Below are 26,688 nucleotides of genomic sequence, written 5' to 3' on the forward strand. Positions count from 1 at the left end.
GATAGGAGAAAATGATATGAGTAGTTATGAGATAGTTGATTTAAGCAATTGGAAAAGGGCTATGCACTGTCAGATTTTTAAAGAGTATGCAAATCCCAAATATGATATTAGTTTTGAATTGGATGTGACACATTTTTACCAAGTAATCAAAGCGAACAAATGGTCTTTTACCTTTGCAATGGTTTATATGATTTCCAAAGCAGCAAATGAGATCGAAGAATTTAGATACCGGTTTGAAGATGGCAATGTTGTGTTATATAAAGATATTAAGACCTCCTTTACCTACTTAAATCAAGAGACAGAATTAATGAAAAATATAGTTGTTGAAATGACAGATTCTATGGAAGCTTTTCAAGTAGCAGCAAAAAAGGTAAATGACAATCAAAAAGAATATTTTACTGGTCCTATGGGAAATGATATCTATCAATTTTCTTCAATCCCTTGGATTTCTTTCACTCATATTTCACATACGGATTCTGGGAAAAAATACAATGCCGTACCTATGTTTGATTGGGGGAAGATGTATGAAAAAGATGGAAGATACAGATTACCTTTCTCTGTTCAAGCCCACCATTCCTTCGTTGACGGTGTACATATGGGAAAATTAGCAGAGAAATTACAAGCCTATTTAAACGAAATGTAAATGATTGATGTAAGATAGAGAAGAAGCATATATAAAAGAGTATAATAAAAGCCGCTTTAAGAGATGAATATCTAAAGCGGCTTTGTTATGCTTGAGATTTCAGTGTGAATTTTACTTGTGTTGCGTCGTAAGTATAGAAGAGATTCCCTAACAAAAATTTAAAAAAAATTTATATAACTATGATATAATAAAAAAAACGTAGGAATTAATATAGTATTCAAATCTTGCTATCTCTTAGTTATTCTGTATAATTTAAATAAAATCAGATAAAATAATGAGATAGGAAAAATGATATTGATATTGTTATAAAACTTAGAAATTGGTATAATGTTCTATACGGAACGAAAAGGAGCTGAGACTATGAAAACAAGATGGAAAGAGTTCCCACTAACAGTTGAGGAGGTTAGAGAACTAATGAGAAAAGACGATCGTAAAAAAGGCGCATGGATTGCTGTAGCCATTGGTGTTGTCGCTGTATTAGTAGCTATTGTCATTTGGATCGCAAAGAAAAGAGAAAAAGACTTAGAAGAGCATTACGAATACTTTGATGACGACTTTGATGAGTTAGATGAAAACTATGAAGAGTTTGATGAAAGCATCTATGAAGATGATGACGATGACATAGAATATGTTAAGATTAAAGATTTTATGAACTATGCTGAGGATGAGAAAACAGATTCAGTAGAAAAAACTTCAGAAGCAAAAGAAGAAGAGTAAGGCGGGGGAGCTGTTGCAAGTGAGCAATGGCTCCTTTTTAGGCCTTCATTCACAGGGGATGCATTTTTAACAGAAATATGTTACAATAAATACAATTACATGAACTTATCCCTAGACACAACGAATCTTCTTGTGTCTATTTTATCGAATAGGAAAGGTTAGGTAGACATGTTGCATAAGATTAATAGGAGGAGCGTTAATAATGAAAAAGGTAATCATTGCAGAAAAACCTTCAGTAGCTAAAAATATAGCAGATGCATTTGATATTAAAACGAAAAGAGATGGCTATTATGAAGGAGAAGACTATCTGATTACATGGGCCTTTGGACACTTATTGCAACTTTATGACGCAAAAGACTATGACGAAAGTATGAAAAGCTGGCGTCTTGAAAAATTTCCTTTTATTCCTGAGGAATTTAAATATAAAGTAAAAAGTGATGGCAAGAATAAAGCGATAGAAGATGCGGGCGCTAGAAAACAGCTCAATATTATAAAGGACCTGATAGATAGAGAAGATGTGGAAGGTGTTATTTCAGCAACTGACTTTGACCGGGAAGGGCAAGTTATTGGGGATGAGATCTTTTTATATTTTAATGAAAAGAAACCTATATATCGTATACTTTTAAATGAGTGGACACCAGAAGAAGTGAAAAAGGGCATTAGTCAATTAAGGCCTAATGAAGAAATGAAATCACTTCAAGATGCAGGGATTGGAAGGCAATGGGCAGACTGGATGATTGGGATTAATCTAACATCGGTTGCAACAGTGAAATATAACTCGGGCAGTAAAAAAATCTTAAATATTGGTAGGGTATTATTGCCAACTTTAAAAATTATTTATGACCGAGATAAAGAAATTGAGCAGTTTGAAGCATCTACTTACTATAAGCTTCTGGCAAATTTTAAAACGAGCCAAAATGAAGTATTTGAAGGAACTTATTATGAAAAGGATGAGGAAGGCAAAGATAATGAGAAGTTCGACAATAAAGCTACTTTAGAGAGCATGGTAGAACTTATCAAAAATAAGCCAGCGCAAATTGTAGAAAAGCAAATAGAGAAAAAGAAGGAATATGCACCATTTTTATTTAATTTGTCTAATTTGCAAGGGTATATTACAAGTAAATATAAAGGTTGGACTTCTGATAAAGTGCTAAAGGTGGCACAATCTCTTTATGAAAAGAAATATATTACTTATCCTAGAACGGGGAGTTTGGCTTTAGAGGAAAGTTTAAAGGGAAGAACCAAAAAGGTGTTAGATACACTTAAAATAGGTCTTCCTTATGAAAGTCAAATTTGTTTTGTAGATCATAAACGTATATTTGATAATAGTAAGGTAGAAAGCCATAGTGCTATTGTTCCAACTTATATCATACCTAAAAGTTTAACACCAGATGAACAGGTGGTTTATAATGCTGTTAAAAATCGTTTCCTTATGCAATTCTTGCCTATAGCAGAATTTGAAGAAACGAAGTTGATTACTAAGATTATTGATGTGCCAGAAGAAAGCTTAAAAGGTGTATTTATTTCAAAAGGAAAAGTACAACTAGTAGAAGGCTGGCGTATTGTAGAAAAATTTGAAGCTAAAGGCACCAAAGAAGGCAAGGAAAACAAGGATACTTTATTACCACAAGTGACACAAGATGAACTGGTAGAAGTGAAAAATGCTAATGTGGCTGAAGTAACTAGAAAACCACCTAAAGCGCATACAGAAAAAACACTACTTCGAGTGATGGAGACATGTGGAAAAAGCTTTAAGGGAGATGAAAAAGAAGAGGGAAAAGAAGAAAGTGAAGAAGATACCCTCAAGATGATGGCAAGTATCCTAAGTGGTTTTAGTATTGGAACACCTGCTACGCGTGCAGAAACGATTAAGAAACTAAAAGATGCGGAATATATTAGGGCAAAAGGAAAAAGTCTAGTATGTACAGACCTAGGAAAAGCTCTTGTAGAAACATTTCCAGCAAAGCAGTTACTTGACCTTGAATATACAGGGCGATTGGAGAAAACTTTATCTGATATTGAAAAGGGTAAATTCCAAAAGGATGAATTCTTAAGTATGATTAAAGCCTTTACAGAAGAAGCTGTTGAGGCTATTAAAAATGATACAAGGGTATTAAGCGGTACAAAAGTTGAAGTGCCTAAAGATATGGAGCCAGTAGGGGTTTGTCCTGTGTGTGGGAATGCTGTAGTAGAAAATGAAAAAGCATTTGGTTGCGTGAACTGGAAGAGCGGTTGTAAGTACACCATTTGGAAAAATGATAAGTATATTACAATGTTAGGGAAGACTGTCACACGTCAAATGGTAGAACTATTACTTAAAAATGGAAAGGTGGGCTTTCGTAATCTCAAGGGGCGTAATGGTAATACGTATGCAGCTTATCTTAAATATGTTAAAAATGATCAGACAGGATACTTTAACTGGGAACAAGAATTTATATAAAGATAAAAAAGCTACTAATGAAATGATGATCTTCATTAGTAGCTTTTTTTGTGTGTCAAATGACTATAGATGACAACATGTTATATCTAAAAAAAAAACATATTGTGAGTCTATGATCCTAAATGTTTTTTTTTACATTATAGTAATAGAAAGGAATATCTAAATACACTCTAGGCAGGAGATGAATCTAATTCGACCTTGAAATGTTTTGGTATAAGATATTTGTTAGGTAACAACCTGTCAGCATCTAATGAGATTTTCCTAAGTATCTTGAAGAACATTATGAGTATAGAAATAACAGGTCATATTTAAAATCGCCTTTGCTTGAAAAATAGTATTACAATCAACTGACTTTACTATAAATGGAGATATTGATCCATAGGTTTAAGTGAAAGGTGGCGATTTTTAAAATATAGGAACTAAAAACCTTGAAAGATACAGGTTGGAAATTCCTAGAGTTTATTAAAGATAAAGGAGGGTAGATACTTAGTTCTGATAGATATAGATGTTATTAGTTATAGGAGGTATGAGATGAACAGGAAGAAAATGATAGGGATTATAGGAAGTATTGTATTAGCTACCACAAATATAGTTGGAAACGTTTTAGCAACAACAGTAAATGCAAATAATGTACAAACGGTGAATGCTATATATTCATCCCAAATAGGTATTGATGTGGCCAATACAACAACAATAAGTGAAACGATTAATCAAACTTATACAGTTAATGCAACTAAAACACCCATTGATTTATCTAAATTAGAAATTCGTTATTATTTTAATCAGTCACAAGATAAAGAAATGAATATGTGGTGTGATCATGCAGCTTTACAGTTAAATGTGGCACCTTGGTACAGTGACTTAACTTCGAAAGTGGATATGAGTATAAAAAAGGTGAATGGGAAGTATTTGTGTACCTTAAAAGTGAATGAAACAGGGTCACTAGGCGTAGGTACAGGTAGCATGAATATTTCAATACGTATCGCTAATAAAGATTGGTCAAAAATAAATGGTTTTTCAGCATATTTAGCAGAGATACTATATGATGGAAATATTATAAGTATGACTAATTATCAGGAACAAAATCCTTCGGAAGGGGAACAACCTTCGACAGGAGGTAGTGAGCCAACACAAGGAAATATATATGATGTACCTATTAATCCTTATGATGTACCAAGTAATTTTGACAAATATATAGAAGGTAATCTATATGGTAAGCTTGAAAAAGTAAGTTATTATTCTAAAACCACAGGTACCATGAGGAAATGTAATATTATTACGCCAGTTAACTATTCAAAGGATAAAACATATCCTGTACTTTATTTATTACATGGTATAGGAGGAACTGAAGATGAGTGGTTATATGGTGGTGCAAATAATATTATTGGTAATTTAATAAAAAGTGGTAAAGCGCAGGAAATGATTGTGGTTATTCCTAATATCCGTGCGAGTAAAAACGATGGGGTACCATCGAATGCTTTAAGTGCAGAAAATATTGTGGCTTTTGATAATTTTATTAATGATTTAAGAGGCGATTTAATGCCTTTTATTGCACAAAATTATTCCATAAAAACTGGTCCTCAAAATACAGCTATTGCAGGTTTATCCATGGGTGGACGTGAGTCATTGTTTGTTGGATTTTCTATGTTAGATACCTTTGGGTATATAGGTGCATTCTCACCTGCTCCGGGATTACTTCCAGATAAGGGATTGAATTATCCAGGACAGTTTAGAGAAAGTGAATTTACAATACCACAAGGTGCTAATGTACCTAAAGTAGTTTTAATATGTAATGGTAATACGGATAGTGTAGTGGGTACAGTACCTACTTACTATCATGATACCCTAGTGAAAAATAATGTACAACACTTCTGGTACACCATGAATGGAGATCATAATTTTGGGGTTTGGAATAACGGACTTTATCATTTTTGTCAGTATTTATTTAAATAATGGATGATTTATATTATGAAAACGATAGGAGATGGATTTTATGTTTATTAAAAAGCACAGTAAAGTAGTATCCTTGTTTTTAGCCTTGATGATGATATTGACGATGGGAACTAGTAATGCAGTAAATGCAGCAGCAACTGATACGACACTCTTAAATACATATGGACAATTATTTGGTAAAATAGGGGCTTCAGTTGTTTATGATGAGTTATATAATGCTAATGCATTTAATGCTTTAAAGAAAGAGTACAATAGTACAACTATAGGAAATGAAATGAAGCCAGATTATATTTTAAGTAATTGGTCACCTACTTTGATTTCTGTAGCACAAGCTAAGGCCTTAGGATACTATATCCCAAGTAATTATACAGAAAGTACAGTGCCAAAACTTAATTTTAATCAAGTAGATAATGTTTTAAAAACCTGTTATGAAAATGGGATAGCATTACGTGCACATACTTTAGTATGGCATGCACAAACACCAGATTGGTATTTCAGAAGTGATTATAGCAAAAATGGTGGCTATGTCAGTCAAGCAGTCATGGATGCACGTTTAGAATTTTATGTTAAGTCTTATATGAATCATGTCTATTCAAGCAAATATGGAAGTGTTGTTTATGCATGGGATGTCGTTAATGAGTACTTACATGCAGATTCTAAATCAGGTTGGATACAAATTTATGGTCCGGTAAATACAAAAGCAAGCTTTGTTAAAAAAGCCTTTCAATTTGCCAATCAGGTACTTGCTGAACGTGGACTCACAAATTCTGTAAGTTTATTCTATAATGATTACAATACATACATGGTGTCTGATAAAATTGTTGAATTAGTTAAGTTCATCAATAGTGATAAGAAAATTTGTAATGGTGTAGGTATGCAGTCACATGTTGGAACGAATTTTCCAAGTGTATCTTATTACATGGATGCTGTAAAGAAGTTTACAAATGCAGGATTTGAAATTCAAATTACAGAGCTAGATATTGCTAATACTTCTGATCAGGTTCAAGCAGATTATTGCTATAATCTCTTTTCAGAATTAATCAAAGCTAAAAAATCTGGTTCTAATATTACAGGTATTACCTTCTGGGGACTTGCAGATAGTAATTCATGGATTTCAAAAGACAATCCATTACTATATAAGACTGTTGGTGGAACACCAAAAGCATCTTACTATTCTGTGCTCAAAGCTTATACAGATTCAGGAAGCCAAGTTAATCCAACACCAAGTCCAACACCAACTCCAAATTCAAATTATGCCACATTAAAAGATGGCTGGTATTACATTAAAAATGTGAATGCACAAAAATACCTTCAGGTAAAAGATAATGTAGGTGCAAATGGCCAAAACGTAGAAATTGGTACAGGCTCAGGCGTTGCAGGACAAAAATGGCAACTTGTCAACAAGGGTGAGGGTTATGTGACACTTAAAAATGGCAATGGCTATATGTTAGATGTTGCCTATGGCAAAGATGAAAATGGTACTAACATCCAAACCTATGAAGCCAATAATACAAGTGCGCAATTATTTAAAGTATTGCCTACATCACAAAGTGGCGTTTACGGTATTGTTTTAAAATGTACGACTGATATTAGGGGATTAGATGTATCTAATAAAGCTACAACAGATGGTGCTAATGTTCAGGCCTATACTTACTATGGTGCTACCAATCAAACATGGCTATTTGAATCTTGCTCAGCCCCAGGTGGAAGTACGCCAGAAACACCAACTGAACCAGAAGTGCCACAAACAGGTGATATGATTAAAGTACAAATTGTATCAGATTGGACTTCAGGAGCAACAGCTAATATTACAGTGACCAATTTAACAGGAAAAGCATTAAATGGATGGACCTGTACCTTTACCCTAAATCGTCCTATTGCATCACTTTGGAGTGCAACACTTGTAAGTCAAGTAGGTAGTACCTATACGATTGCTAATCCAGATTGGCAGCCTAATTTAGCAGCAGGAGAAAGCTATACTTTTGGCTGTAACCTTGGCAGTGGTCCAGCAACTGTAACAGCTACCAATGCTTCTTTAAAATAAGCAGGATAAGAAACAAAGGAATGACGAAGCAATAAAGAAGATTACAAGTAAAATGAAATGGCAGAAGGAGGCAAAAAAATGAAAAAGAAGTTGTTAAGTATATTTATGGGCCTATGTTTGCTCGTAGGTGGAGGAACGGCTGTTTCTGCAGCTGATGTACGTGGAACAATGAGGGACATTACGCCTGCTGCAATTGCAAAAGAAATGACAGCAGGATGGAACTTAGGAAACTCATTAGATGCATATGGTACTTATTCATTAAATAATGAAACTTATTGGGGAAATCCTAAAACAACCAAAGCCATGATCGATGCTGTAAAAAATGAAGGATTTAATACGATTAGAATTCCTGTTTCATGGGGAGAACATGTAGGAAGTGCACCTAACTACACGATAGATACAGCTTGGATGAATCGTGTACAAGAAGTGGTGGACTATGCTATGGCAGATGGCATGTATGTGCTACTTGATACACATCATGAAACATCTTGGTTAAAACCTCAATCAGCAACACTTGATGCTTCTCAGAAACAGCTGGTAGCTATTTGGACTCAAATTGCAGAGAGATTCAAAGCCTATGGAGATCACTTACTTTTTGAGGGCATGAATGAACCAAGGATTGTTGGAAGTAGTAATGAATGGAGTGGTGGAGATGCAGATGGTAGAGCTGCCGTTAATGTTTTAAATCAAGCATTTATTGATGCAGTACGTAAAACGGGGGGCAATAATGCAAAAAGATGTCTTATTATCTGTCCTTATGGCAATAATGGAGATCCAAATGGTCTTTCTGGTTTTAAAATTCCTAGTGATAAAAACATTATGGTTGCCATTCATGCTTATACGCCATATGGCTTTACATTTAGGCCAGAAGGTAACCCAAGTTGGGCCCGTACGACTTGGGACGGCTCAGGAAAATCTGATATAGAGTATCTCATGAATAATCTAAATACCTCACTTATAAGTAAAGGGGTAACAGTTATCATTACAGAATTTGGTGCAGTACATAAGAATAATGAAAGTGAAGTAGTAAAATGGGTAAAAGACTATGTAAGTCTTGCAACTCAATATGGTATCAAATGTGTATGGTGGGATAATAACTATCATAAAAATGATGGAGAATCTTTTGGCTTATTAGATCGTAATTCATGTAGCTGGACGAGAAAGAGTGTGGCAGGCGCTGTTATTAAATATGCAGGTTCAGCAGTACCTGGAGGTGGCACAGAAACACCAACACCAACACCAACAACACCACAAACAGGTGATATGGTTAAAGTGCAAATTATATCTGATTGGACCTCAGGAGCAACAGCCAATATTACAGTAACCAATTTAACAGGGAAAGCATTAAATGGATGGACTTGTACCTTTACCTTAGATCGTTCTATTACATCACTTTGGAGTGCAACACTTGTAAACCAAGTAGGTAATACCTATACGATTTCAAACCCAGATTGGCAGCCTCATTTAGCAGCAGGAGAAAGCTATACTTTTGGTTGTAACCTTGGAAGTGGCCCAGCTCAAGTAACTGTTACAGGTCAAACACTTAAGTAGCTTACAAGCAATCAAATACATTAAGAATGAAGTGACTGGATGTTTTAATTGGGAAAATGAGTTTATTTAGATAAAAGGGGGGATTGTTAGGTGAAAATATCTAACAATCTCCTCTTTTTTTTGGGATGATAAAGCAAATAGTATAAAAATTGACTAAAATAATTCTTTATATTAAAATTATTTATAAAATTAAAACAAAATAGGAGGGGAGAATTTTGATTAAAAAAATAATTTGTTATGTATTAAGTTATGTAGTAATGATTACAGCATTAGTACCGTATGAAATTAAAGCAGCAGAATATGTACTATCAGAGTACGATGAGGATGTGTTATTGAGTGCTCAAGTGGAGGAGTTAATTAAGGGAGGAGTAGTGGGCAAGCAAGAGATAGTTGAGTTTAAGTATAATGGGACAATAGAAGAGGTACAAGCAAGTGTAGCTAAAGTACTAAGTGAAGTAAACAATAATGTGAAAAGCTATAGTATGAGCTATGGAAAATCAGGGGAAACACTGTATGTAAAAATAAGTTTTACTTATAGAGAGATAACAGTAGAACCAGAGGTAAATGTAGAGACAGATATAGAAAAGGTAATAAAAGAAGGTATACAAAGTAAAAAAGCAGAAGTAGCATTTAATTATGCAGGAACAATAGAAGAAGTAGGGGCGTGTATTAGTAAGGTTTTAGGAGAGATAGAACATAGTGTAAAAAATTATAGTTTATCGTATGCACAGTTAGAAGAAATGATAGCTGTAAAAATAAGTTTTACCTATAGAGAGACAACAGTAGAACCAGAGGTAAATGTAGAGACAGATATAGAAAAGGTAATAAAAGAAGGTATACAAAGTAAAAAAGCAGAAGTAGCATTTAATTATGCAGGAACCATAGAAGAAGTAGGGGCGTGTATTAGTAAGGTTTTAGGAGAGATAGAACATAGTGTAAAAAATTATAGTTTATCGTATGCACAGTTAGAAGAAATGATAGCTGTAAAAATAAGTTTTACCTATAGAGAGACAACAGTAGAACCAGAGGTAAATGTAGAGACAGATATAGAAAAGGTAATAAAAGAAGGCGTACAAAGTAAAAAAGCAGAAGTAGCATTTAATTATGCAGGGACGATAGAAGAAGTAGGGGCGTGTATTAGTAAGGTTTTAGGAGAGATAGAACATAGTGTAAAAAATTATAGTTTATCTTATGCGCAGTTAGAAGAAATAATAGCTGTAAAAATAAGTTTCACCTATAGAGAGGCAACAGTGGAACCAGAGGTAAATGTAGAGACAGATATGGAAAAGGTAATAAAAGAAGGCGTACAAAGTAAAAAAGCAGAAGTAGCATTTAATTATGCAGGGACAATAGAAGAAGTAGGGACATGTATTAGTAAGGTTTTAGGAGAGATAGAACATAGTGTAAAAAAATTATAGTTTATCTTATGCACAGTTAGAAGAAATAATAGCTGTAAAAATAAGTTTTACTTATAGAGAGACAACAGAGGAACCAGAGGTAAATGTAGAGACAGATATAGAAAAGGTAATAAAAGAAGGTGTACAAAGTAAAAAAGTAGAAGTAGCATTTAATTATGCAGGAACCATAGAAGAAGTAGGAGTGTGTATTAATAAAGTTTTAGGAGAGATAGAACACAGAGTAAAAAGTTATGGTATATCCTATGTACAGTTAGAAGGAATGATAGCTGTAAAAATAAGCTTTATTTATAAAGAAGAGATACAGGTAGATGAAAATATAGAGCAAATGATACAAGAGGCTGTACAGAACAAACAGCAAATTATAGAGTTTAATTTTAAAGGTGATCCAAATGATGTTGCCACATTTATGGAGAAACTAAAGGAAGAAGAAAATAGCATTAAAACATATACCGTATCTTATATTCTACAAGGAGAAATAGTAAGGATTACTGTAGAGGTTAAGTATAAAGATGAAAAAGAACTTATACAGAGTGAAATACAAGAAGGAATTAACCAAAGAAAAGTGACACTTGAACTGAGTTGTAAGTTAGATACAGACGTGATAGCTATTGTTGAACCAATTATGGAGACAGCAGCTTTTGGCATAGATTCTTATACAATGAGTTCTGAAATAATTGATGGCATACTCAAGGTTAAATTAAATATATTATATAAAACAAAGGAAGATGTACAAAGCGATTTAGAAAATAAATTAAGAACAGCATTTCAAAGTAAGCAAAAGCAAGTAGAAGTAAAGTATTTAGGGACAAATGATGAAGTTGTTCAAATGATAGCTGCTATTAAGAGTAAAATAAATAATCAAACACCACTAATAGATTCGGTTAATAGCTGGGAATATACTACTAACACAAGTGAAGTAGGACAGTGTTTACTACTAACAATTACTTATGATAGTGAGTTAGGGGAAGAAGAAGGCAATAAGCAAGCTTTTGTAAAACAACAATTGGCATATATTATTAATGATATAACAAGTGCATCTATGAACGAACACGAAAAAGTAAAGAGCATTTTTGATTATGTGGTAAAGAATTATTCTTATGACTACACTTATACCCATTATCAATTATATGATGTACTAGCTAATAAAAACACAATATGTGATGGATATGCTAACTTAACATATCAATTATGTACTCTTGCAGGAATCGAGAGCAGAGTTGTTAAAAATGATACGCATGCATGGAATTTAATCAAGGTGGATGGAAACTGGTATCATGTAGATACAACTCATGCAGCGGGTATAGGTAGATATCCTTATACGTATTATCTTTTGAATACAGAAGAAGTACTAAAATTTTCAAGTCATGAGTATAATGAGGCAGAGTACCCAGTAGCAAATGTTAAATACTTAGATACAATTAGGGATATACAGGAGTACCAAACACTTTATCAGATTATTGTAGCAGGAAAGAGTTCAGGAGAAGCTTATTTTAATGAAGAAGAATTAGAGTTAAACATTAATGACTCGTCAGAAAGAATTATTCCATTTACTGCAGTGGATAAGGAGCATATTGTATTAAAGAGTTCAAATGAGAAGATTGTAGCAGTGGCTGGAAATCAGTTTAAAACAGTTGGTATAGGTGAAACGGACATATTCTTGTGTACCACAGCAGGAGATGTGATTTGTAAAGCTCATGTTACCGTAGTTAATTGTGGCATAGATGATATCATTTTAGATACCAAGATAGAGAAGAGAGCAGTCTTTTCTTATGAGAATACAGAAAATAAAATATCGGCTAAAGTACGAAAGAAAAAAGAGATAAAAAGTATTGACCTATGGATACAAGATGAAAATGAAGAATGGATGAGCAAGGGACAGTTACTAAAGGATGAGGAAAACCAATATTCTTCCATAATAGACTTTGCTGACATGCCATTAGGTGAGATAAATTGTAAGGTCGTTGCAACAGATAATACAGGAAAGACAGATGAAAGTGCATTTGTTGTTAATTATACAGATGTAAATTTAGAAGAAATAGACCGATTTAATGAATTAATGAGTCAAAAGATAGATGAGATTTTTGCGACCAATGAAAATTTATCATCTAAAGAGCTTATTGAAGTATTGAGTGATTTTCTCATTCGAGCAGATATAGTAGAGAAAATATGGGTAGAGGACGAAGGAATAAGAATAACATACAAAGGTGGAGTAGAAAATTATATCCGGGTAGAGGATGAAGAAGACAATAGTTTAAAAAGTAGGGGTGGAAAACCAGGAAATATAGTGGCATCTGTTTCTGATGAAAAATGGGAATACGTTGATATCTCATCTAATAAAGTACTTATATGGTCACCTTGTGAAACTGACTGGGGAAATCATACAGAAGTTGAGGCTATAAAAAAGATGCTTGAAGAGTCAAAAATAGACTTTCAAGTAGATGTTTTAACTGACAAACAAGCGAATATAGAATCATTAAAGAAAATTAATGATTATGGTATTATTATTTTTATTTCTCATGGATTGGATGGAAAATATTTAGCAGCTGATGGAACTGGCGTTTGGTACAATCCAAAAGAGGATAAAATGTATTCTAACGCTTATTATAAATATAGAAATGAATTCGTATCGGAAGAGATAATGGGGATGTATGAACTTGATGTGGTTAATAAAACATATAAATGCTATTATCTAATGTCAGATAAGTGGTTTGAAAACAATTTAGGAACATTAGCCAATAGTATTGTTATAAATAACTCGTGTGAAAGTTTAGCTACAGACCAGTTAAGCAATGCTTTTCTAAATCATGGCGCTGCCGCTTATTATGGTTATAGTTCTGTAATTAGTAATGCACAGGCCGTAGAAAATGCAGTAGAACTCATGAAAGCATTAGTGATAGATAACGTATCTACATCAACGGCACAGGTGAGTTTATATAATGAGCTTAATGGTGGTAGTAGCTTTAAATTAGCAGGAAGTAAGAATGCAATGGCTACTAATGCAGAAATGGGCTTCGAGAATGATTTAAGCAAATGGCAAGTGGTAGGGGGTGTTCAGATTGCAGAAGGATGTGTAGTTGAAGACAATAAATTATCATCAGCTTATGATGGGAAAAAGAGTTGTATTTTAACGAATCAAAATGGCTATAGTGAGGTAAGTAGAACAGTCACTATACCTAAGAATGCGACCACATTAAGATTCGACTGGCTTTATGGGACAACCACTTCTAATATACCTAATATAGCAATAGAAATCGAAGGAGAGGGCATAGACCCATTTTATGGTTGGTTATATCCAGAGGTAACACAGGAAGATCCGCATTATTATATGTTAAAGACAGAAACAAGTTATTTAGAAAAAGAAGGTCTATTACATAAGGTAAATGGCGGAAGTTATGCTATTACTGATTGGGAGAATATGCATTATCAACTTAATTCATTGTATCAAGGCAAAGAATACACTATTAAGTTTAGATTAGAAGATAACGGAAATAGTGACGGATTTAGCTTTGCTTGCATTGATAATATCCGATTTTTAGATGAAAGTGAAGGTAAGACTTCAGTAGGAAAAGCCGAATATGAAATGTATATGAAGCCAGTAAAAGATGCATTTTCATTTGAAATGCCTTTAGAATTAAAAGTAAAAAACACAGGTAACACACCTATAAAGCTTTCTGATTTGCAGATATTCTATTATTATACTAACGATAATACAGAAGGTTTTAATGATATTGTAATTAGTCAAAGTGCAGTTGTTAAAGGCAAAGATGAAAAGAATATAAGTGATATACTTAAAGCCAAGACTCAAATATATGATAACCAAGACTTGTCAGAAATAGGAAAACAGTATATTGACTCTTGCTTAACGGTAGAATTTAGTTCGGGTACACAAGAATTATTGCCAACAGAAAGTATAGAGTTAAAAATCTGCATAAGCAATACTGAACAAGACCACATATATAGTTTCTACAATGATTATTCATATTTATTACTTTGTGAAGAAAGTGAAAAAATGCTAGAGAGTGGAGAAAATGCAGCATCCTATATGCCAAATTATTTGATATTGGCAGTCAATAATAATGATGAATTTATAAGAGGAAATGTTGCTCCATATGAATATGTGAAAAATACAGGAAAAGTTGAAAATGAATTTGATAGGGAAGATATTGGATATGCTGATTTATGTAACAGTGTACCTACAAAAGAAAAATTAAATAAGTTCATTGATAAATTAAAGGAATGGAAACAGTATAATTTGAGTGATATAAACATGAAACTTAGCGTAGATGCATATAAATTCCTTAAAAACTATGAATTACCATATGAAAAGGATTCTTTTGAAAATAAACCATATGGTATGAAGCGGATTAATGATCAATTATTTTGCGAGGGGATACGACAATATTGTAAAGTTCAAGATATAGGTGATGGTGGTATTACCTTAGGTTATGGAACTTACATAAAGTTTTATGATAAAGGAAGAGATGTTTTTATGGAATCAATTAGAGAAAAGAATGTTAAAAATATAGATCCGAGTTTATATGGTCAATTAGTTACTATTTATAATTTGTGCATAGATAGAGGTTATAAACTTAAATGGGAATATTTTAAAAATATAAGTGTGGATAGAAATATTGCTATTAAATTAATGAATTATGAGTTAAAAAACAATATGGAGGTAACTATTAATTTATATAATGCATACCCAGAATATTTCGGATATGCATCTCAAAATAAAAAGCTAGAATTAACTCAAAACCAATATGATAGTTTAGTAACATGGAAGTATAATAGAGGCTACTTACCAGAAATGATTTGTAGGTTGGTAGAAAGTAGAAGCACAGATTATACGGAGTGGAAACAAGTAGTGGAGGAGTGTATTGAGATAGAGGTTAAGAATGAAAAAGTGAGTAAAGGTGTACTTAATAGATGGCTAGATCAAATGGAGATGTATCTAGGTGATGAAACGAAGATGTATCTAGGTGATGAAACGAAGATGTATCTAGACGATGATAAAACAAAGGTTGCTACTGCTTATGGGAGAGAACACTAATAGTGTAAGGAGGAGGTTATGAAAAGATTATCTAAAGTTCTTTTGATAGTAAATATTGTATTTTTAATTATAATTTTTTTGCTTTATGCAAGTAATAAAAATAAGCAAGAAGAAATAGTGAGCAATATGATATCGATTCAAACATTAAAAAGACAGTTAGATCAAATTAAGGTCGTTGATAGTATAGAAGTAGAGAAACTAAAAGGGCAATTAGAAGAACAAGTAAAAGAAATTAATAAACTAGAAAAAAAACTAAGTACTAATCTAGATGATAGGCAACGTTGGGGATACAAAATTAACGAAGAAAGAAGAGAGTTTTATGGAGATTGGGAAATAACAGAGGTACTAACGGAGGATAATGAATATGCACAAAAAAACGTAGGAACGATTATTTCATTAGGGAGAGAATATGTTAAAGAAAATAATATTGTTGTAGGTGAGTATCCGTACTATAATATAGAAATTTTACCATATCCCGAAAATTATCTTGCGATTGATATGGATGTAGAACAAGATTATATTGTGAGATGTGAACTGTGGCGCACGTATAGTGGAGACATTTATAGTGTTGCTTTTCAACATTTTTATCTACTAGATTGTAATACCCTATTAGCATATAGTCAGAATGGTGTGTACTATAAACTTGAACGAACTGCCCATGAAAAGGATTATACTGAATATTGGTTTGATCTAAGAGATATAGAAAATGCTAAGTGGTAAATCAACTTAAATAAAGAGAAGCCTCTAGTAATTATTACACCTAACTACATAGAGTACCAAAAAGCTGATGAGAGAAAGGCTACGATGAGCATAATATTACATCCTGTGTTGATACTAAACTTGATTTTATAGAACAGCATTATTATAAAATTAATAGACAAGTGAAGTCTATAGAAGGGATATTTTAGCAATAATTGAGTATTCAAGTGGAGGAGTTTATGAAGAGAGTATTTAAAATGGTTTTAGTAGTTAATGTAGTACTTTTAGTCTCTGTTTTTTTCCTCTATATGAGCAACAAGAGTAAACAGGAAGAAATAACTAGTAACATGATATCAATTCAAGCGTTAGAAAGGCAATTAGACCAAGTTAAGGCAAATGATGAAGCTCGAATAGATGAACTAGAAAAGAAACTGACTGAGCAACTAGGAGAAGTGAATTGGCTAGCCGAAAAAGTAAGTACTAAGCTGGAGGAGACTCAACCATGGGGGAGACATATTAATGCAGAAAGGAAGGAGTTTTACGGGGATTGGAAAATAACAGAAGTATTAAAAAGTAATAATAAACTCACGCAGAAAGATATAGGTACTATTATATCATTAGGTAGAAAAGATATTAAAGTAGATGGTGCTATTGTAGCGAAGTATCCATATTATTATACAGAAATTTTACCTTATCCACAAAAATACCTTGCTATAGATATGGGGGTAAAGCAAGAGTACATTGTAAGATGTGACATATGGAAAACGTATGAAGGGGAAAGTTTCTTCTTACCTTTTATTACTTTCTACTTAATTGATTGTAATACTTTATTAGCATTTAGTGACGAAGGAACATATTACAAACTAGAAAGAGTGGCCCATGAAAAAGATTATACAGAATATTGGTTTGATTTAAGGGATATAGAAAATGCTAAGTGGTAAGTACGAAGTCACCTACAAGATTCTAGAGTTATATAAATGTAACTAACTAAAATAGTATAGTTACTATGATTACATAAACAAGGAAGAGGCTATCGTAAAAATGTTTGTGATACAAGCTTATACGATGGCCTTTATGAAATGAATTAAATAGGTAAGAAGGTATATTAATAATGAAGAAACCGGACGTTTTAACTGGAAAATGGAGTTTATTTAACAATATTGTTAAAATTGCATAAAGGGTATATTTTATCACCGGTAAAATCTTGACAGGCTATCACAATAATAGTATCATAAATTTGAAGTAACTTTAAACATATGGGAGGAAAAAGTTATGGCATATATTATTAATGAAGATTGTATTAGTTGTGGTGCATGCGCTTCTGAATGTCCAGTAAGCTGTATTTCTGAAGGAGATAGCATTTACGTAATCAATGCTGATGAATGTATTGAATGTGGTGCATGTGCAGGTGTTTGTCCAGTAGGAGCTCCAAATCCAGAAGCATAATCTAAACGAGCATCAATAAGTGAAATGAATATAAATAAAAAGTGACTCTTATCAGTTAATGATAAGAGTCACTTTTTATTTATATTGACGCTAATTTTTATGACGCTTTAATGCAGATGGGGCATACCCATAATATTTTTTAAAGAGCTTACTAAAGTGATAAGCATCTTCATAACCCACTTGACCCGATACTACTTTAATAGGAAGGTCTTGCTCTTCTAATAATTCTTTGGCCTTAGAGAGTCTTGTTTTAATCAGATAGTTAATAGGAGAACTACCAGTTTCTTCTTTAAAGATTTTAGAAATATAAACTTGGCTTAGATACATATCTTTGGCAAACATGTCTAAAGAGATTTCATTCATATAGTTCTCATTAATATAATGAGTAATAAATTCGACTACCTTACGTTTATCAGGATATCCCATATTGCATAAATGCTCAGAAGGGGCCACGCCTTCTTTTACAAGTTCACGATAAATAAGTACGAGAAGCTGGGTTGCTAAGGAGTGAATCATAGTGCGACAGTCTTTTTTTCTTAGGCGATATTCTTGTAAAAGTTCTTCGCAAAGAGAATAAAAATATTTTTTCTCGCTACTGAGCTTTAAAATAATGAAATCATTTCCTGTTTTTTCAAAATAGTCCATAACACTTTCTGTGAGCTTGCTATAGCCAATATGTAAATCCTTATATTGCGTTTGAGGTGATAAATAAACACTATGGGAAACATTAGGATTAAAAAGTACTAGTTCACCTTTACGTATAATATATGTTTTATCTTTAATGGAATAAACGGCTTCACCACTTAAGATAATAGAAAGTTCTGGATGATCATGAACATGAACAGGAGACTGCAAAAATTTTTTTGTAATAGTAGGGTGAATTTCTTCACAGACATAGAGAATTTCTTGAGTCATAATAGACCTCCTTCTTATTCATTCTATATATTATATAATAGTTTAGATAAAATAGAAATATTTTTTAACGAAACAATAATAATAATAAAGAGGATTTTGTTTAAAATTACTAATTGTAAGAGAGAATTTAGGTAGATATGGTGAAATGTGAGAATAGGTTTTCAAAGAGAAGTGTGCTATGCTAAATTTTAGCGAGTTTCGACAGTATAAATAAGCTTTAGATGTGGCTTACTAATATTAAATGTTGTATCATGCCGAAAGCTGTGTTACAATATATCATTGTGAGAAATTACGGAAAGCGAGAAATGACGATGAGTGATATGAAGATTATCAATATAGCAGTTATTGCCCACGTTGATGCAGGTAAATCTACCTTAGTAGATGCCTTTTTAAATCAAAGTGGTGTTTTTAGAGCTAATGAGGAACATGTAGATTGTATTATGGATAGTAATGACCTTGAGAGAGAAAGAGGTATTACTATTTATTCTAAAAACTGTTCTATTATGTACGGAGATTATAAAATTAATATCGTAGATACACCAGGACATAGTGACTTCTCTTCAGAGGTAGAACGTGTTATTCGTACAGTAGATACGGTTATTCTTTTAGTAGATTCTATTGAAGGGCCAATGCCACAAACACGTTTTGTTCTTCAAAAATCATTAGAATTAGGACTTAAGCCTATTCTTGTTATTAATAAAATAGATAAACCAAATCATAGAGCGGAAGAAGTTGTGGATATGACTTTTGACTTATTCGTAGATCTTCAAGCTAATGATGAACAACTTGATTTCCCTATTCTTTATGGAATTGGTAAACAAGGTATTATGCAATATGAACTTGAAGAAGAAGGACAAGATATTAAACCTCTTCTTGAAACAATCGTTGAACGTGTTGGAGAATATCCAAAAGATGATGAAGCACCACTTCAATTACAAATTAGTGCCCTTTCTTATGACAACTTCGTAGGACGTCTTGGTATTGGACGTATTTATAAAGGTAAAGTAAAAGAAGGCCAAACAGTGGAGATTGCTGATAACGATGGTAAAATCAGAACAGCTAAAGTATCAAAAGTCATGGTATACCAAGGTCTTAAACAAGTGGCAGTGCCAGAAGCAACTAGTGGAGATATCGTTGTTATTGCTGGTATCACAGATATTTCAATTGGGGAGACTATTGGTGAAATTGGTAAAGTAGATCCTATGACACCAATTCATATAGAAGAACCTACACTTTCTATGAACTTCCTTGTAAACAATTCTCCTTTTGCTGGTCAAAGTGGTAAATTTGTTACAACTAGACATATCAAAGATCGTCTTGAAAAAGAAACAGAAATTAATGTAGGTCTTAAAGTTGAACCTATGGATACAACAGATGGCTACCGTGTATCAGGACGTGGAGAACTTCACTTATCTGTTCTTATTGAAAACATGAGACGTGAAGGCTACGAACTTGGTGTATCTAAGCCAGAGGTTATTATGCACAAAGACGAAAATGGTACCTTAGTAGAGCCAGTAGAACGTGTTGTGATTTCAGTACCAGATGAGTATTCAGGTACAGTTATTAGTAAACTCAACCTTCGTAAAGGTATGATGCAAAGTATGGAACCAGAAAATGGCCACATTCGTATTGAGTACCTTTGTACAACTCGTGCCCTTCTTGGGTTTAGAAGTGAGCTTATCACTGATTCAAGAGGTGAAGCAACCATGGTAAGACGTATTGAAGGTTATACAGAATACGTAGGAGAATTACCAAGAAGAGCAAATGGGGCTCTTATTGCACAAGAACAAGGGACAACTATGGGATATGCGCTTAACTCATTAGAAGATCGTGGAACACTTTTCGTAAAACCAGGTGTAGATGTTTACTCTGGTATGATTATCGGACAAAATAACCGTCGTGAAGACATGACAGTTAACCCATGTAAAAACAAGAAAATGACTAATACACGTTCATCAGGTGCAGATGATGCCATTCGTTTATCACCACCAAGACTCTTCACACTTGAAGAAGCGCTAGAATTTATTGAAGATGATGAATTAGTAGAAGTAACACCAGATGCAATCAGACTTCGTAAGAAGATTCTTGATGAAGGTGAAAGAACAAGAGCAGCAAGAAGCAAAAAATAGTAATGAGAAAGCCGTTTGGTATATATTTTAAATATACTAAACGGCTTTTGTGACGTCTTATTTTGATTGATTCTATTAGACTAGCGCATCAATGTGGGTGGCAGAATAAGAAGAAGCAATTAAATCATTTTGTTCAGCAATTTTATTATTTTCTCTTTTTGCTATTTCATATAAATGTTTATTCTTAAATGAATCTTAAGTTTTGAGAACGAATCTAGATAAAAGGTGTTGGTATAACCATAGGTTATACATCCTATGAAGAATATGTATTTCAAATAATAAAAGATGTGCCTTATAATGGTAGTAGGAAATGTAAAACGAATAAAAATTAAGTTGATGAATAAATATTCAATTAGCAAAAAAACAAGTAAACATACTATGAAATTTACGGAATTATGTAAATTATATTAATTCTAAATAAAGTGATGTCAAGACATGAGATGACTATTGCCACCTTAAGGTGCTCTAGATTAACTTTACATAATGTGAATCATTATGCTTTTATATAAAAAAATAAGAGCTTTTTTGAAAATTAAAAGAGACATAAAATTGAATATAATTATTGACACTATTAATCAATGTTGTTAAAATACTAATAACTTAATAGTTTAATAAATGCAATGAAGGAGAACGACTTTTGCAGAAAAGCTTTTTCAGAGAATTAGCGGATGGTGAGAGCTAATAAGCTAGCAAATAGTAAATCACTCCAGAGCAGTGTTTCCTAAAGAGTTTTACTTTGAGTAAGAAACGACCGGAAGCCCCGTTATAGGCAAGGGTTTGATAGAACCTAGTGAGTGGACTTTTTGTATTTGTTTTTAAATTTAAAGAGTCAAGATGGGTGGTAACACGTGGCATATACCTCGTCCTATTGCAGGATGGGGATTTTTTGTATAATAACAAAATTCTAAATATTAAATAATAAAGTGTAATTTGAAGGAGGAGTCGGCATGAAATTATCTGATGCGTTAATCAGATCCTTGATGGAAGAAAATGTTGAAGTTGTATTTGGGTATCCAGGCGCAGCCGTCATTGACATATATGAATCTTTAAGAGCATCTTCTATTCACCACGTGCTGGTTCGTCAAGAACAAGCGGCAGTACATAGTGCCAATGGTTATGCCAGAACAACAGGCAAAGTAGGGGTGTGTATAGCAACCTCTGGACCAGGGGCTACTAACCTTATCACTGGTATTGCAACAGCTTATATGGATTCTATACCTATTGTTATTATTACAGGTCAAGTAAAATCCAATCTTATAGGAAGAGATGTTTTTCAGGAAGTTGACATCACGGGGGCGACTGAACCTTTTATTAAACATAGTTATTTAATCAAAAACCCGAAAGAATTTCCACGTATTATAAAAGAAGCTTTTTATATAGCTAAAACAGGTAGACCAGGACCAGTTCTCATTGATATTCCTATGGACTATCAAGCGATGCAAATAGATTATACCTATCCTAAAGAAATCGATATTAGAGGGTATAAGCCTACAGTAGAAGGACATATTGGTCAAATTAAAAAAGCTATTAAGTTATTACAAAGCAGTAAACGTCCATTAATATGTGCAGGAGGGGGCGTTATCTTAGGTGAAGCTAAAGCAGAACTTAAGGAATTTATTGAAGCTTCTCAGTTACCATTGGTACATACATTAATGGGAGTTGGAGCATTACCTACTAAAAATCCTCAAAACTATGGCATGGTAGGAAGCCATGGTTTCAAACAAGCTAATTGGGCTTTAAAGAGTGCTGATACCATTCTTTTTATAGGCGCACGTATAGCAGATAGGGCAGTAGCTAATGTTGGTATACTAGATGAAAATGCTAATATTATTCATATTGATGTAGATCCTGCAGAGATAGGAAAGATTACTTCGGCTAATATTCCTATTGTAGGAGATGCAAGGCATATTTTAAAACATATGACAGAGCTTATTAAACCGGCAGATACGAAAGATTGGTGTCAAGCAATAGAGGCTCATAGGCTTATTAAAGAAGAAGTACATCCAGAAGGATGTGTCAATCCAAAGTTAGTTGTTAGAACTTTATCCGACCTTCTAGATGAAGATGCGATTATTACTGCTGATGTAGGGCAAAATCAATTTTGGACGATTAGAAATATGGAACTTCGTAATGAACGTAAGCTGATTTGTTCAGGTGGATTTGGAACCATGGGCTATTCATTACCAGCTGCTATTGGTGCCGCCATTGGTAATAAAGACAAGAAAGTTGTAAGTGTTTTAGGGGACGGTAGTTTTCAAATGAGTTTATTTGAATTAGGTACCCTTGTACAAGAACAGGTGAATCCACTCATTATTTTATTTAATAATAGTGGTTTGGGTATGGTAAGAGAACTTCAATGGCGTGTGGATTTAAAAGAGCATGGTGTATGCCTGAATATGAATCCTGACTTTACTACCTTAGTAAGCGCTTATGGTATTATGACGAAGCGTGTAAGTGAGGCAAGTGAAGTAGAAGCGGCTTTAAAAGAAGCGCTAGCTAGTGATAAGCCTTATTTCATAGAGTTTACAGTAAGTGATAAAGAATCTACATTATAAAGAAAAGGGGAGAAACTATGAAAAGACATGTATTATCTGTACTGGTTGAAAACCACTCCGGTGTTTTAAGTAGAATTTCAGGACTTTTTAGTAGACGAGGCTATAATATTGATAGTTTATCAGTGGGGGAAACTGAAGACCCTAAAGTATCTCGTATGACTATTGTGGCTGATGCTGATGAATACACCTTAGAACAAATTAAAAAGCAGCTTAATAAGTTAGTAGATGTTATTAAGATCATTGAGCTTAAAGAAGAAAACTCTATCTATAGAGAACTAGCCATGATTAAAATCAAAGCTAGCAAAGCTAACCGTGCTGAAATTATAGAAATAGCTAATATTTTTAGAGCACATATTGTAGATGTTTCTAATGATGCACTCATTATTGAAGCAACAGGAGACCAAGGCAAAATTAGTGCCCTTAGTAATATGCTAGAACCTTATGGTATTAAAGAAGTGATTAGAACAGGGCTTACAGCACTCCAAAGAGGAGAAAAAGAACTAAAGAATTAAACTAGTCACTTGGGTGACTGATTTAATATATATTTTATTTCAATTATAGGGAGGATTTTCAAAATGGCAAAATTATATTATCAAAAAGACTGTAACTTAGATTTATTAAAAGGTAAAACTGTAGCAATTATTGGTTACGGTAGCCAAGGACACGCACATGCCCTTAACTTACATGACTCAGGTGTTGATGTAGTTGTAGGTTTATATAATGGAAGTAAATCATGGAAAAAAGCTGAAGAAGCTGGTCTTAAAGTAGCAACAGTAGCAGAAGCTACAAAAATGGCTGACTTTATCATGATTTTATTACCAGATGAAAAACAAGCAGACGTGTACAGAAGTGAAATCGCTCCATACCTTACAGAAGGTAAAACACTTGCTTTTGCTCATGGTTTTAATATTCACTTTAAACAAATTGTACCACCAGAACATACTAATATTGTTATGATTGCTCCTAAAGGACCAGGTCATACAGTAAGAAGTCAATTCCAGGAAGGTAGAGGGGTACCATGTTTAGTAACAGCTTACCAAGATGCTACAGGTAATGCACATGACCTTGCACTTGCTTATGCAGCAGGTATCGGTGGTGCTAGAGGAGGAATCCTTGAAACAACATTCCAAATGGAAACAGAAACTGACCTTTTCGGAGAACAAGCAGTTCTTTGTGGTGGTGTAACAGCTCTCATGAAAGCTGGTTTCGAAGTATTAGTTGAAGCTGGATATGAACCAGAAAGTGCTTATTTCGAATGTATCCATGAAATGAAACTTATCGTTGACCTTATCAACAAAGGTGGTTTCGAATACATGAGATATTCAATCTCTGATACAGCTGAATATGGTGATTACACTGTAGGTTCTCGTATTATTACAGAAGATACAAAAAATGAAATGAGAAAAGTGCTTAAAGAAATCCAAGAAGGTACTTTTGCTAAAAACTGGATCTTAGAAAATCAGTCTCATCGTGCTTATTTCAATGCAAAACGTCGTATTGAAGCAGAACACCCACTTGAAAAAGTAGGTAAAGAACTTCGTAGCATGATGTCATGGGCTGACGAAAACAAATAATAAAAAAGAGGAGGATTAGCATGACAAACGTTGTTAGAATTTTTGATACCACACTTCGTGATGGAGAACAATCACCAGGCTGTAGCATGAACCTAGCTGAAAAAATAGAGGTTGCAAGGCAGCTAGAAAGACTCGGTGTGGATATTATGGAAGCTGGGTTTGCCATTGCTTCTCCAGGTGACTTTGCTTCTGTTAAAGCTATTGCTAATACGATTAAAAATAGTACAGTAGCAAGTCTTGCTCGTGCACTACCTAAAGATATAGATGCGGCAGCAGAGGCGCTTAAAAATGCTAAATATCCTAGAATACATACTTTCTTAGCGACTTCTGACATTCATATGCAATATAAGCTAAAGAAAACACCAGAAGAAGTTTTAGAAACAGCGTGTGAAATGGTGAAATATGCAAAGCGTTTTTGCTCTGACATTGAGTTTTCAGCAGAGGATGCCTCTAGAAGTAATCCCGCTTTCCTTTATCAAGTATTTGAAGCTGTTATTAAGGCTGGTGCAACAACCATTAATGTACCTGATACAGTAGGTTATACTTCACCAGAAGAGTTTGCAGCACTTATTAAAGGTATTAAAGAAAATGTACCTTCTATTGATAAAGCTATTATTTCCGTACACTGCCATAATGACCTTGGTCTTGCAGTAGCTAATTCTTTGGCCGCTATCAAAGCAGGTGCACGTCAAGTGGAATGTACCATTAATGGTATAGGAGAAAGAGCAGGGAATGCAGCATTAGAAGAAGTTGTTATGAATTTAAATACCCGTCGTGACCTCTATGGTATCGATTGTGGTATTCAAACGAAAGAAATCTATAAAAGCAGTAAACTCTTAAGTAGTATCACAGGTGTACGTGTGCAGCCTAATAAAGCTATTGTAGGTGAAAATGCCTTTGCTCATGAGTCAGGTATCCATCAACATGGTATGTTGGCTAATAAAGAAACCTATGAGATTATGACACCAGAGTCTATTGGTCTAACTGAAAATAAATTAGTATTAGGGAAACATTCTGGCCGTCATGCTTTTGAAGATAAGCTTAAGTCAATGGGCTACGATTTAGATGAAGCAGCGCTTATAACAGCATTTGAAGACTTTAAAGTATTAGCAGATAAGAAGAAAGATGTCACAGATCGTGATATTGAAGCACTTATTTGTCGTAAAGTTGTACAAATTCCAGAAGCTTATAAGCTTGAACGCTTTGTTATTAATGCAGGTAATACCATTACCACTACTTCGTCTATGCGTCTTTTAACCAAAACAGGTCATGTGCTTGAAGAGGTTGTATCTTCATATGATGGACCAATCGATGCTTCTTACAAAGCTATTGATAAATTAGTAGGTAGGAAGTTTATTCTAGAAGACTTTGTGATTAATTCTGTAACAGGTGGTACAGATGCACAAGGCGAAGTAAATGTTAAAATTAGAAATAATGATAGAGTTTATAATGGTCATGGCGTAAGTATGGACATTGTAGAAGCTAGTATTTTAGCTTATATTTCTGCGATTAATAACATGCTCTATGATCAAGAGGAGAAACGGGAGGTATAAA

17 protein-coding genes and 1 other annotated feature are annotated in these 26,688 nt (G+C 33.6%); of the genes, 16 read left to right on the forward strand and 1 reads right to left on the reverse strand.

Translation table 11 applies throughout. The features are described 5' to 3' along the window. Positions 1-16 precede the first annotated feature (16 nt). The 11 genes from QTL86_RS02995 (at position 17) to QTL86_RS03045 (ending at position 17,961) form a co-directional block, all read left to right on the forward strand. On the forward strand, positions 17-643 hold the full coding sequence (locus tag QTL86_RS02995) for a CatA-like O-acetyltransferase (protein WP_127067252.1): 627 nt from the start codon (positions 17-19) through the stop codon (positions 641-643). A 360-nt stretch (positions 644-1,003) separates the two neighbouring features. Then, positions 1,004-1,360: a hypothetical protein gene (locus QTL86_RS03000; RefSeq protein WP_013657847.1), complete on the forward strand. Its 357-nt coding sequence runs from the start codon at positions 1,004-1,006 to the stop codon at positions 1,358-1,360. Between the two features lie 202 nt (positions 1,361-1,562). Further along, positions 1,563-3,800, forward strand: coding sequence for a DNA topoisomerase (locus QTL86_RS03005; protein WP_410496432.1), 2,238 nt, complete (start codon positions 1,563-1,565; stop codon positions 3,798-3,800). 531 nt (positions 3,801-4,331) lie between these two features. After that, a complete protein-coding gene (locus QTL86_RS03010) occupies positions 4,332-5,753 on the forward strand; it encodes an alpha/beta hydrolase-fold protein (protein WP_410496433.1) in 1,422 nt (473 codons plus the stop codon). Positions 5,754-5,793: 40 nt separating this feature from the next. Beyond that, positions 5,794-7,797: an endo-1,4-beta-xylanase gene (locus tag QTL86_RS03015; RefSeq protein WP_410496434.1), complete on the forward strand. Its 2,004-nt coding sequence runs from the start codon at positions 5,794-5,796 to the stop codon at positions 7,795-7,797. Between the two features lie 78 nt (positions 7,798-7,875). Beyond that, positions 7,876-9,348 carry a cellulase family glycosylhydrolase gene (locus tag QTL86_RS03020; protein ID WP_190283376.1) on the forward strand — a complete coding sequence of 491 codons (1,473 nt, stop codon included), beginning with the start codon at positions 7,876-7,878 and terminating at the stop codon, positions 9,346-9,348. 215 nt (positions 9,349-9,563) lie between these two features. After that, a complete protein-coding gene (locus tag QTL86_RS03025; protein WP_410496435.1) occupies positions 9,564-10,766 on the forward strand; it encodes a hypothetical protein in 1,203 nt (400 codons plus the stop codon). A gap of 181 nt (positions 10,767-10,947) precedes the next feature. Further along, a complete protein-coding gene (locus QTL86_RS03030) occupies positions 10,948-15,816 on the forward strand; it encodes a transglutaminase domain-containing protein (RefSeq protein WP_410496436.1) in 4,869 nt (1,622 codons plus the stop codon). An 18-nt stretch (positions 15,817-15,834) separates the two neighbouring features. After that, complete coding sequence (locus tag QTL86_RS03035; RefSeq protein ID WP_127067232.1) at positions 15,835-16,536, forward strand: hypothetical protein; 702 nt, start codon at positions 15,835-15,837, stop codon at positions 16,534-16,536. 218 nt (positions 16,537-16,754) lie between these two features. Beyond that, positions 16,755-17,456, forward strand: coding sequence for a hypothetical protein (locus QTL86_RS03040; RefSeq protein ID WP_410496437.1), 702 nt, complete (start codon positions 16,755-16,757; stop codon positions 17,454-17,456). Between the two features lie 331 nt (positions 17,457-17,787). Further along, positions 17,788-17,961, forward strand: coding sequence for a DUF362 domain-containing protein (locus tag QTL86_RS03045; RefSeq protein WP_410496438.1), 174 nt, complete (start codon positions 17,788-17,790; stop codon positions 17,959-17,961). 90 nt (positions 17,962-18,051) lie between these two features. On the opposite strand, the gene QTL86_RS03050 is transcribed toward QTL86_RS03045, so the two are convergent. Beyond that, positions 18,052-18,876 (reverse strand): AraC family transcriptional regulator, encoded by an 825-nt coding sequence (locus QTL86_RS03050; RefSeq protein ID WP_127067230.1) that lies wholly within the window; start codon positions 18,874-18,876, stop codon positions 18,052-18,054. Positions 18,877-19,187: 311 nt separating this feature from the next. Here QTL86_RS03050 and typA point away from each other — a divergent pair, with 311 nt between their 5' ends. The 5 genes from typA to QTL86_RS03075 all read left to right on the forward strand — a co-directional run bounded on the left by typA (position 19,188) and on the right by QTL86_RS03075 (position 26,687). Beyond that, entirely contained in the window at positions 19,188-21,005 is a 1,818-nt protein-coding gene (typA, locus tag QTL86_RS03055) for a translational GTPase TypA (RefSeq protein WP_013657839.1), read from the forward strand. A 611-nt stretch (positions 21,006-21,616) separates the two neighbouring features. Next, positions 21,617-21,876, forward strand: a binding site (T-box leader). Between the two features lie 76 nt (positions 21,877-21,952). Continuing rightward, positions 21,953-23,560, forward strand: coding sequence for a biosynthetic-type acetolactate synthase large subunit (gene ilvB, locus QTL86_RS03060; RefSeq protein ID WP_013657838.1), 1,608 nt, complete (start codon positions 21,953-21,955; stop codon positions 23,558-23,560). A 17-nt stretch (positions 23,561-23,577) separates the two neighbouring features. Further along, complete coding sequence (gene ilvN / locus QTL86_RS03065) at positions 23,578-24,072, forward strand: acetolactate synthase small subunit (RefSeq protein WP_013657837.1); 495 nt, start codon at positions 23,578-23,580, stop codon at positions 24,070-24,072. Positions 24,073-24,135: 63 nt separating this feature from the next. Then, complete coding sequence (gene ilvC / locus QTL86_RS03070; RefSeq protein ID WP_013657836.1) at positions 24,136-25,134, forward strand: ketol-acid reductoisomerase; 999 nt, start codon at positions 24,136-24,138, stop codon at positions 25,132-25,134. A gap of 20 nt (positions 25,135-25,154) precedes the next feature. Further along, entirely contained in the window at positions 25,155-26,687 is a 1,533-nt protein-coding gene (locus QTL86_RS03075) for a 2-isopropylmalate synthase (RefSeq protein WP_013657835.1), read from the forward strand. Position 26,688: the final 1 nt, after the last annotated feature.

Source organism: Cellulosilyticum sp. ST5 (genome assembly GCF_046529625.1).
Taxonomy (GTDB): domain Bacteria; phylum Bacillota; class Clostridia; order Lachnospirales; family Cellulosilyticaceae; genus Cellulosilyticum; species Cellulosilyticum lentocellum.

What these genes read in the sequence shown, in the direction of transcription:
- QTL86_RS02995 (WP_127067252.1), top strand. Translation starts at nt 17, where the DNA reads ATGAGTAGTTATGAGATAGTTGATTTAAGCAATTGGAAAAGGGCTATG.
- QTL86_RS03000 (WP_013657847.1), top strand. Translation starts at nt 1,004, where the DNA reads ATGAAAACAAGATGGAAAGAGTTCCCACTAACAGTTGAGGAGGTTAGA.
- QTL86_RS03005 (WP_410496432.1), top strand. Translation starts at nt 1,563, where the DNA reads ATGAAAAAGGTAATCATTGCAGAAAAACCTTCAGTAGCTAAAAATATA.
- QTL86_RS03010 (WP_410496433.1), top strand. Translation starts at nt 4,332, where the DNA reads ATGAACAGGAAGAAAATGATAGGGATTATAGGAAGTATTGTATTAGCT.
- QTL86_RS03015 (WP_410496434.1), top strand. Translation starts at nt 5,794, where the DNA reads ATGTTTATTAAAAAGCACAGTAAAGTAGTATCCTTGTTTTTAGCCTTG.
- QTL86_RS03020 (WP_190283376.1), top strand. Translation starts at nt 7,876, where the DNA reads ATGAAAAAGAAGTTGTTAAGTATATTTATGGGCCTATGTTTGCTCGTA.
- QTL86_RS03035 (WP_127067232.1), top strand. Translation starts at nt 15,835, where the DNA reads ATGAAAAGATTATCTAAAGTTCTTTTGATAGTAAATATTGTATTTTTA.
- QTL86_RS03040 (WP_410496437.1), top strand. Translation starts at nt 16,755, where the DNA reads ATGAAGAGAGTATTTAAAATGGTTTTAGTAGTTAATGTAGTACTTTTA.
- QTL86_RS03045 (WP_410496438.1), top strand. Translation starts at nt 17,788, where the DNA reads ATGGCATATATTATTAATGAAGATTGTATTAGTTGTGGTGCATGCGCT.
- QTL86_RS03050 (WP_127067230.1), bottom strand. Translation starts at nt 18,876, where the DNA reads ATGACTCAAGAAATTCTCTATGTCTGTGAAGAAATTCACCCTACTATT.
- typA (WP_013657839.1), top strand. Translation starts at nt 19,188, where the DNA reads ATGAGTGATATGAAGATTATCAATATAGCAGTTATTGCCCACGTTGAT.
- ilvB (WP_013657838.1), top strand. Translation starts at nt 21,953, where the DNA reads ATGAAATTATCTGATGCGTTAATCAGATCCTTGATGGAAGAAAATGTT.
- ilvN (WP_013657837.1), top strand. Translation starts at nt 23,578, where the DNA reads ATGAAAAGACATGTATTATCTGTACTGGTTGAAAACCACTCCGGTGTT.
- ilvC (WP_013657836.1), top strand. Translation starts at nt 24,136, where the DNA reads ATGGCAAAATTATATTATCAAAAAGACTGTAACTTAGATTTATTAAAA.
- QTL86_RS03075 (WP_013657835.1), top strand. Translation starts at nt 25,155, where the DNA reads ATGACAAACGTTGTTAGAATTTTTGATACCACACTTCGTGATGGAGAA.